Genomic DNA, 6,958 nt, shown 5'->3' on the forward strand with positions numbered 1-6,958 from the left:
TCGCGACGGCTACCGCGCGCTGGTCGAGCAGCTGGGCTCCGACGGCAGCCAGAAGAATGCCGAGCTGACCCGCTACGTGGTGAGCCTGATTGCGCTGGAGCGCAAGCTGGCCAAGCGCAAGGACATTCTCAATATGCTGGGTGAGCGGATCAGCCAGATTGGCCGCCAGCAACAGCACTTCGATCTGCTCGACGAGCAGATTTTGGCCAACATGGCGAGCATCTACAGCGATCTCATCAGCCCGATAGGCCCCAGAATCCAGGTTGCGGGTACCCCGCTGTTCCTGCAGCAGCCGCTGGTGCAGCACAAGGTGCGCGCCCTGCTGCTGGCGGGCATTCGCGCCGTGGTGCTGTGGCGCCAGCTCGGTGGCAGCCGGACCCAGATCATCTTCGCTCGCAAGAAGATGGTGGAGCTGGCCAAACGTTACTAATCATCGGCTCGCGCGCGGGCAAGCGAGGTCGACATCAGGGTGAACAGCCGCACATCCGCCTTGATGACGACTCCGGCCCACGCGCGAGTGGATACGGATCCCCCACACAAATCATCAGGAGTTCACCCCATGGAGCTGTCCGCGCTGACTGCTGTTTCCCCGATTGACGGTCGTTATGGCGACAAGGCCGATGCCCTGCGCCCTATCTTCTCCGAATTCGGTCTGCTGCGTTTTCGCGTCGAAGTCGAGGTGCGCTGGTTGCAAAAACTGGCCAGCCACGCCGGGATCCCGGAAGTCCCTGCCCTGAGCGCGGCCGCCAACGCCCTGCTCGACGGCATCGTCAGCAACTTCAACGAGAGTGACGCCGCCCGTATCAAACAGATCGAGCGCACCACCAACCATGATGTGAAAGCGGTGGAGTACTTCCTCAAAGAGAAAGTCGAAGTGAACCCGGAGCTGGCGGCTGTCAGCGAGTTCATCCACTTCGCCTGCACCTCGGAAGACATCAACAACAACTCCCACGGTCTGATGCTGAAAACCGCCCGCGAAGAGGTCATCAAGCCTTATTGCGAAAAGCTGATCAGCGAGCTCAAGCGTCTGGCTCACGAATACCGTGACATGCCGCTGCTCTCCCGTACCCACGGTCAGCCGGCCACCCCGAGCACCATGGGCAAGGAGATGGCCAACGTCGCCTACCGTCTGGAGCGCCAGTTCAAGCAGATCATGGCGGTGGAGATCCTCGGCAAGATCAACGGTGCGGTCGGCAACTACAACGCCCACATCAGCGCTTACCCGGATGTGGACTGGCACCAGTTCTCCGAGGAGTTCGTGACTTCGCTGGGTCTGACCTGGAACCCCTACACCACCCAGATCGAGCCGCACGACTACATCGCCGAGCTGTTCGATGCCATGGCCCGCTTCAACACCATCCTGATCGACTTCGACCGCGATGTGTGGGGTTACATCTCACTGGGTCACTTCAAGCAGCGCACCATCGCTGGTGAAATTGGCTCCTCCACCATGCCGCACAAGGTCAACCCCATCGACTTCGAAAACTCCGAAGGCAACCTGGGTCTGGCCAATGCGGTATTCGGCCATCTGGCGAGCAAGCTGCCTATCTCCCGCTGGCAGCGTGATCTGACCGACTCGACCGTGCTGCGCAACCTGGGTGTGGCGGTGGGTTACTCCCTGATTGCCTATCAGGCGACCCTCAAGGGTATCTCCAAGCTGGAAGCCAACGACGCCGCCATGGCCGCCGACCTGAACGCCAACTGGGAAGTGCTGGCCGAGCCGATCCAGACCGTGATGCGCCGCTACGGGATCGAGAAGCCCTACGAGAAGCTCAAAGAGCTGACCCGTGGTCGCCGCGTCGATGCCGAAGGGATGCGCACCTTTATCGACACCCTGGAGTTGCCGGAAGCGGTCAAGGTTGAGCTGAAGAAGCTGACCCCGGCCAACTACATCGGTGACGCCCAGCGTCTGGTTGATCTGCTGAAGTAAGCCAACCGGTAGTGACGAAGGGGCCCTGTGCACGATACGCCACAGGGCCCCTGTTATTTTCCCTGCCACGGCAGGATCCCGAGTGGCTTTTCCCAAGCCCGCCTTGGGCAAAACCTCTTTGCGAGACACGAGAAACAGCATGTACGAACTCAATCTGGATATCGCTCACTTCCTTGAGCACTACTGGCAGAAGCGCCCGCTCCTTATCAAGGGCGGCTTCAAAGACTTTCAGGACCCCATCAGCCCGGACGAGCTGGCGGGTCTGGCCATGGAAGAGGTGGTAGAGTCCCGCCTCGTCACCCGTTTCGATGGCAAGTGGGATGCAGCCCACGGTCCCTTCGAATCCTACGACCATCTGGGCGAAGAGAACTGGACCATTCTGGTACAGGCTTGCAACCACTGGGCTCCCGAGGTGAACGAGCTGGCTGTGCCATTCCAGTTCATTCCGGGCTGGCGACTGGATGATGTGATGGTGAGCTTCTCCACCCCCCACGCGGGTGTCGGTCCCCACATCGACAACTACGATGTGTTCATCACCCAGGGTGTCGGCAAGCGTCACTGGCGCGTCGGCGATGCCAAGCCGCTGAACGAATTTGCCGCCCACGCCGCCCTGCTGCACTGCGAGCCGTTCGAGGCGATCATCGACGTCATCATGGAGCCGGGCGACATCCTCTACATTCCGCCCGGATTCCCCCATGAAGGCTACGCCATCGAGCCCTCCATGAACTTCTCGGTCGGTTTCCGCGCACCGGATGCCAAGGCGCTTATCTCCTCCTTTGCCGATCACCTGATCGACAACGAGGTGCGTACCGAGCGTTACGGCGATGCCGATCTCAAGCCCCGTGCCCGTCACGGCGAAATCCAGCCCCACGAGCTGCACCGTCTGCGCGAGCTGATGCAACAGGCCCTCGATGACGAGACCCTGTTCAAGGAGTGGTTCGGCGCCATGATCTCCGAGGCCAAGCACGATCTGGACGTCAATCCGGTTGAGCCGGACTACAGCGCCGAGGAGGTGGCCGACCTGCTGACCCAGGGCGAGCCTGCCATCAAGGTACCGGGCCTGCGCTCGGTCTGGTTTAGCGGCGAGAGCCAGCAGTGCTTCATCGACGGCGAAGCCTGGACTCTGCAGAGCGAAGATGCGGCGGCCATTTCCCTGTTGTGTGACAAAGACATCATCACTCAGGCCGACATGGTGGAGCTGGCCGATCAGGCCGGTTTCCTGCAACTGCTGACCCGTCTGGTCAACCGCGGTTACTGGTTCTTCAACTGATCCTGCGGTGACTGAACGATAAAAAGGCGCCTTATGGCGCCTTTTTTGTTTCTTTGCAACTGTTCGATTAACAATCGATTCGCGAAGCTGAACCCACTCTTGACGAGCAGAACGATGGTGCTTTCTTGAGCAAAACCGGACACGTATCATGCGGCCGTTCCTGTTCAGAAGAGAAGCGCCACCATGCAGATCACCTCCCGCCCCATGCCGCTGCCCGATTACAGCAAATATCCCTCTTACCCCGATGTCACGCCGGAGCAGATCAATCAGGCCCGCAACGCTGCGCTGGACAAGAAGGATGACGTGCAGGCACAGAACGAGGAGAAGGCAACGGCTCGCAGAACCATGGCGGTCTCTTATACGGCTAACCAGCAGGATAAAGCCGTGGTGGAGCGCTACCTGCAAGCCAGCGGTCAGGAGACCGACAGCAAGTCAGGCCCGAGCACAGCTGATGTTTATCTGGCGGCCAATCGCTACCAGCGCCAGCAAAACCTGACCGACTACCTGCAATTCCAGCAGAGCCCCCTCGCTCAGCAGATGGGCGACATGGTGGGCGAAGATAATCGCAAGGGCACCCAGCTCAACATTATCGCCTGAGTGAACTGGCTCGAATAAGCCCGGCAGGGACCGATACCAGATTAAAAAGCCCTCGATGAGGGCTTTTTCGTTATGACTTGTCGCTGCGACGTCCCGCTATAACGTCTCGCTAGAAATGGGACTCTTCTGCCTGCGCATCCGGCAACTCGTCGGGGAGTTCATCAAACAGGGGGTGATAGAGCACCTCACCCTGTACACCCGCAAAACCATGCTCCTGCAGCTCCATCGCCATAAAGCAGTCAGCAGGCACCTCATAGATACAGCGCAGGCCGAATTCGCTGGCCGGACGGAAACCGAAACGGCTGTAGTAGGCCGGATCACCGAGTACCACCACCCCTTTCCAATCCATCTCGAGCGCCGTATCAAGTCCTTCACGAATGAGGTCTGAGCCAATCCCCTGACCTTGCCAGTCGGGATGAACCGCTACCGGCGCCAGACCGAGCCAGGGCCCTTCCATGCCGTTAATGGTGATCGGGCTAAGCATCAGGTGCCCCATGAACTCGTACTCTTCCTCTTCGACCATGGTCACCACGGCAGCGCCACATTCGCGCAGGCGGTTGACCAACTCGGCCTCATCGGCACGACCGAAGGCGGCACTCAGCAGCTCATAGACCGGCAACATGTCACCGGGGCGCTCGGTTCTCAACATCAGGTATTACTCCTCGTACAGCAGAGCGGGCATTATTCCACACAACTGCTGGTCACTCTGAGTACCTTTGTCCAAAAATGGGAGGGTGCACTCAGGAAAACGAGCTGCAAGCTGCTGCTGCAAGGCGTGCAGCGCGGTTGGCGTGGCCATGTTCAACGCCTCCCGGTAGGCCAGCCAGAGGGCGGGGGCCTCTCGTGCCAGCCGCGCGAGGGTCAGTTCCGGGCTCTGATGCCAACAGCCATCCAGCTCGTCGACCAGCTCCGGCAGCTCCACCAGCAGCCGCAATTGCTGGTAACGAGCCAGCAGTGGCCCCTCCCCTCCGCCATCGGCTCCCGTCTTCATCAACTGCGCAATCCACGCAAGTTGCGCCACACGCTCCCCGCCCGTCAGCAGTGCAGGCCCCTGTCGATAGAGGGCTGCCAGCTGCAGCAGCCACGCTAGCCCCTGCTCATCCCAATCCTTGAGCAGCACGCCCCCCAGATGATGAAGCTGATCCGGATCCGCCTGCTCCAGCTGCGCGAGCGGATAACCATGAAGCGTCATTACCCTGCCATCGTGCAGCTGGCGGCGCTGATAGGGCACCACCTCACTGGCATCCGGCTCATCCGTAAAGAGCGCGACCGATATCTCGCAACCGGGCAAAGGCACTGCCGACACCGCAGGAGCGCGCAGGATCACCACGGCGATCCGCTCATCCGCCAGCCAATGGGCAATCTCGTTGAGCAAGGGAGCAGGCAAGGAGAGGGCACGATCCAGTCGCCAGTAGCTCACCTCGCACGGCTGACGACCGCTGATATGGCGCCGCCCGCGATAGTGCATCCCCAGTTTTGCCATCACCCGGCCGGAGGCTAAATTGTCTGGCATATGGCGAGCCGTCAGCGCAGGCAGTTGCAGTTGGTCAAAGGCAAACCCCTTGACCAAGCTGGCGGCCCGGGTCGCCAGACCGCGATTCTGCCAGGGCACGCCGACCCACCAGGCGAGCTCGCCATTCCAGTGCAGGGAGATCACCCCAACCAGCGCCGCCCCTTGCTCCTCTGGCAAGGTGATGGCCCAGCTCCAGCCAAGCCCGAGCGCCGCCTTGCGCCAGCCGAGCGCCAGCCAGTCGCGGGCCCCCTCCGGCGGATAGGGGTGAGGAATATTGAGGGTGTAGCGGGCCAGCGCCTCGTCACTGCAGTAGCGCGCGATCTCGCGATCATCGACCGCCTGCAGTGGCCGCAGCACCACGCCAGCGGTGTGCGAACCCTCGGCCAACGTCGGTATCATCACGCGGCGCGCCAGCAGGCGATTGAGCACGGCGCCCAAATCGGCCTCGGGGGTGAGCGGCAGATCGGCCCCCACCGGACCCAGGGTCAGTAGCCCCTGCTCCTTGGCGAGGGTCAGCAGCGAGGTGGAGGCGCTGATCAGGATCTGGCGGCTGGGATCAGCATGAAAATCCGCCAGCAGATCCCCATCGAGCCAGGCGGCCAGCAGGGCCCCCGGGCAGAGCACCCCGTCAGGGGAACAACTCGCCCAAGGAGCATCGGTTTGATCGAGGGCGGCCGCCGCCTCTTTGCCCAGCAGCAACTGCCAACGATGGCCGTGCTGCTGCCAGACCAGCAACAGCGCAGCCCACTGCGGCTGCCACAGAGTGGCCTCGATCAGCAGCTCCATCAGCTGACCTGACAGGCCGCTGGCAGCGTCAGATGGCGGGGATGGGCTTCGATACGGGCGATCCAGCTACGGATAGCGGGCCACCCCTGCAGGGAGAAGATCCCCTCCTCTGCCACGTGGGTGTAGGCATAAAGGGCGATATCGGCGATGGTCGGCGCATCACCGCACAGATAGGGGCTCTGTTTCAGCTGCTGCTCCATCACCGCCAGCGCCTTCTCGCCACCGGCTTTCAGCCCGTCGAGACGCGCCTCCTGGGACTCGGGGCGGCCGAGATAGTGAACGATAAAACGGGCCACCGCGATATAGGGTTCATGGCTGTACTGCTCGAAGAACATCCATTTGAGCACCTCTGCCTGCTGACGCGGATCGGTGGGCCACAAGGCGCTGCCTTGCGCCAGATAGAAGAGGATGGCGTTGGACTCCGCCAGCGCATCGCCTTGACCAATCTCCAGCACCGGGATCTTGCCGTTGGGGTTCATGGCCAGAAAGTCGGGGGTTTGAGTCTCCCCCGCTGCGATATCGACCGTCACCCACTCGAGGGGCAGCTCCAGCCAGCGGGCCAGCAGCCACCCCTTGTAACAGTTGCCGGAACGCAGATCACCATACAGACGCATACACACTCCTTGTGAAAATGGATTTGAACAGCGCGATCAGGGGGCCAGACGCTCGATATGCCAGCCATCCCCTTCGCGGGTGTAGTAGAAGCGGTCATGCAGCCGGTGCTCACCACCCTGCCAGAACTCCACCGTCTCGATCACCACCCGATAGCCGCCCCAGAAGCTCGGCAGCGGCACTTCGCCATTGGCAAACTTCTGTTTGAGCTCGAGGAACTTGGCCTCCAGCACGCCGCGGGCCGAGATGC

The 6,958-nt window shown here is 61.5% G+C and carries 8 protein-coding genes; 4 read left to right on the forward strand and 4 right to left on the reverse strand.

Annotated features, from left to right (window positions below; all coding sequences use genetic code 11):
• The 4 genes from hflD to LD28_RS0121325 all read left to right on the forward strand — a co-directional run.
• On the forward strand, positions 1 to 430 hold a 430-nt coding region (hflD, locus tag LD28_RS0121310), incomplete at its 5' end, for a high frequency lysogenization protein HflD (RefSeq protein ID WP_033138875.1).
• Between the two features lie 129 nt (positions 431 to 559).
• On the forward strand, positions 560 to 1,930 hold the full coding sequence (gene purB / locus LD28_RS0121315; RefSeq protein WP_033138876.1) for an adenylosuccinate lyase: 1,371 nt from the start codon (positions 560 to 562) through the stop codon (positions 1,928 to 1,930).
• 139 nt (positions 1,931 to 2,069) lie between these two features.
• Positions 2,070 to 3,200 (forward strand): ribosomal protein uL16 3-hydroxylase, encoded by a 1,131-nt coding sequence (locus tag LD28_RS0121320; protein WP_033138877.1) that lies wholly within the window; start codon positions 2,070 to 2,072, stop codon positions 3,198 to 3,200.
• Positions 3,201 to 3,383: 183 nt separating this feature from the next.
• Complete coding sequence (locus LD28_RS0121325; RefSeq protein ID WP_033138878.1) at positions 3,384 to 3,797, forward strand: hypothetical protein; 414 nt, start codon at positions 3,384 to 3,386, stop codon at positions 3,795 to 3,797.
• Between the two features lie 109 nt (positions 3,798 to 3,906).
• On the opposite strand, the gene LD28_RS0121330 is transcribed toward LD28_RS0121325, so the two are convergent.
• The 4 genes from LD28_RS0121330 to LD28_RS0121345 all read right to left on the reverse strand — a co-directional run.
• Positions 3,907 to 4,446 carry a GNAT family N-acetyltransferase gene (locus LD28_RS0121330; RefSeq protein ID WP_033138879.1) on the reverse strand — a complete coding sequence of 180 codons (540 nt, stop codon included), beginning with the start codon at positions 4,444 to 4,446 and terminating at the stop codon, positions 3,907 to 3,909.
• 6 nt (positions 4,447 to 4,452) lie between these two features.
• Positions 4,453 to 6,096 carry a GNAT family N-acetyltransferase gene (locus LD28_RS0121335; protein ID WP_033138880.1) on the reverse strand — a complete coding sequence of 548 codons (1,644 nt, stop codon included), beginning with the start codon at positions 6,094 to 6,096 and terminating at the stop codon, positions 4,453 to 4,455.
• Positions 6,096 to 6,710: a glutathione S-transferase family protein gene (locus tag LD28_RS0121340; RefSeq protein WP_033138881.1), complete on the reverse strand. Its 615-nt coding sequence runs from the start codon at positions 6,708 to 6,710 to the stop codon at positions 6,096 to 6,098. The genes LD28_RS0121335 and LD28_RS0121340 overlap by 1 nt, the downstream gene beginning before the upstream one ends.
• A gap of 36 nt (positions 6,711 to 6,746) precedes the next feature.
• The coding region (locus LD28_RS0121345) for a pyridoxine 5'-phosphate oxidase C-terminal domain-containing protein (RefSeq protein ID WP_033138882.1) at positions 6,747 to 6,958 on the reverse strand (212 nt) is incomplete at its 5' end.

The sequence above is a fragment of the Aeromonas finlandensis genome (assembly GCF_000764645.1).
In the GTDB taxonomy this organism is placed as follows: domain Bacteria; phylum Pseudomonadota; class Gammaproteobacteria; order Enterobacterales; family Aeromonadaceae; genus Aeromonas; species Aeromonas finlandensis.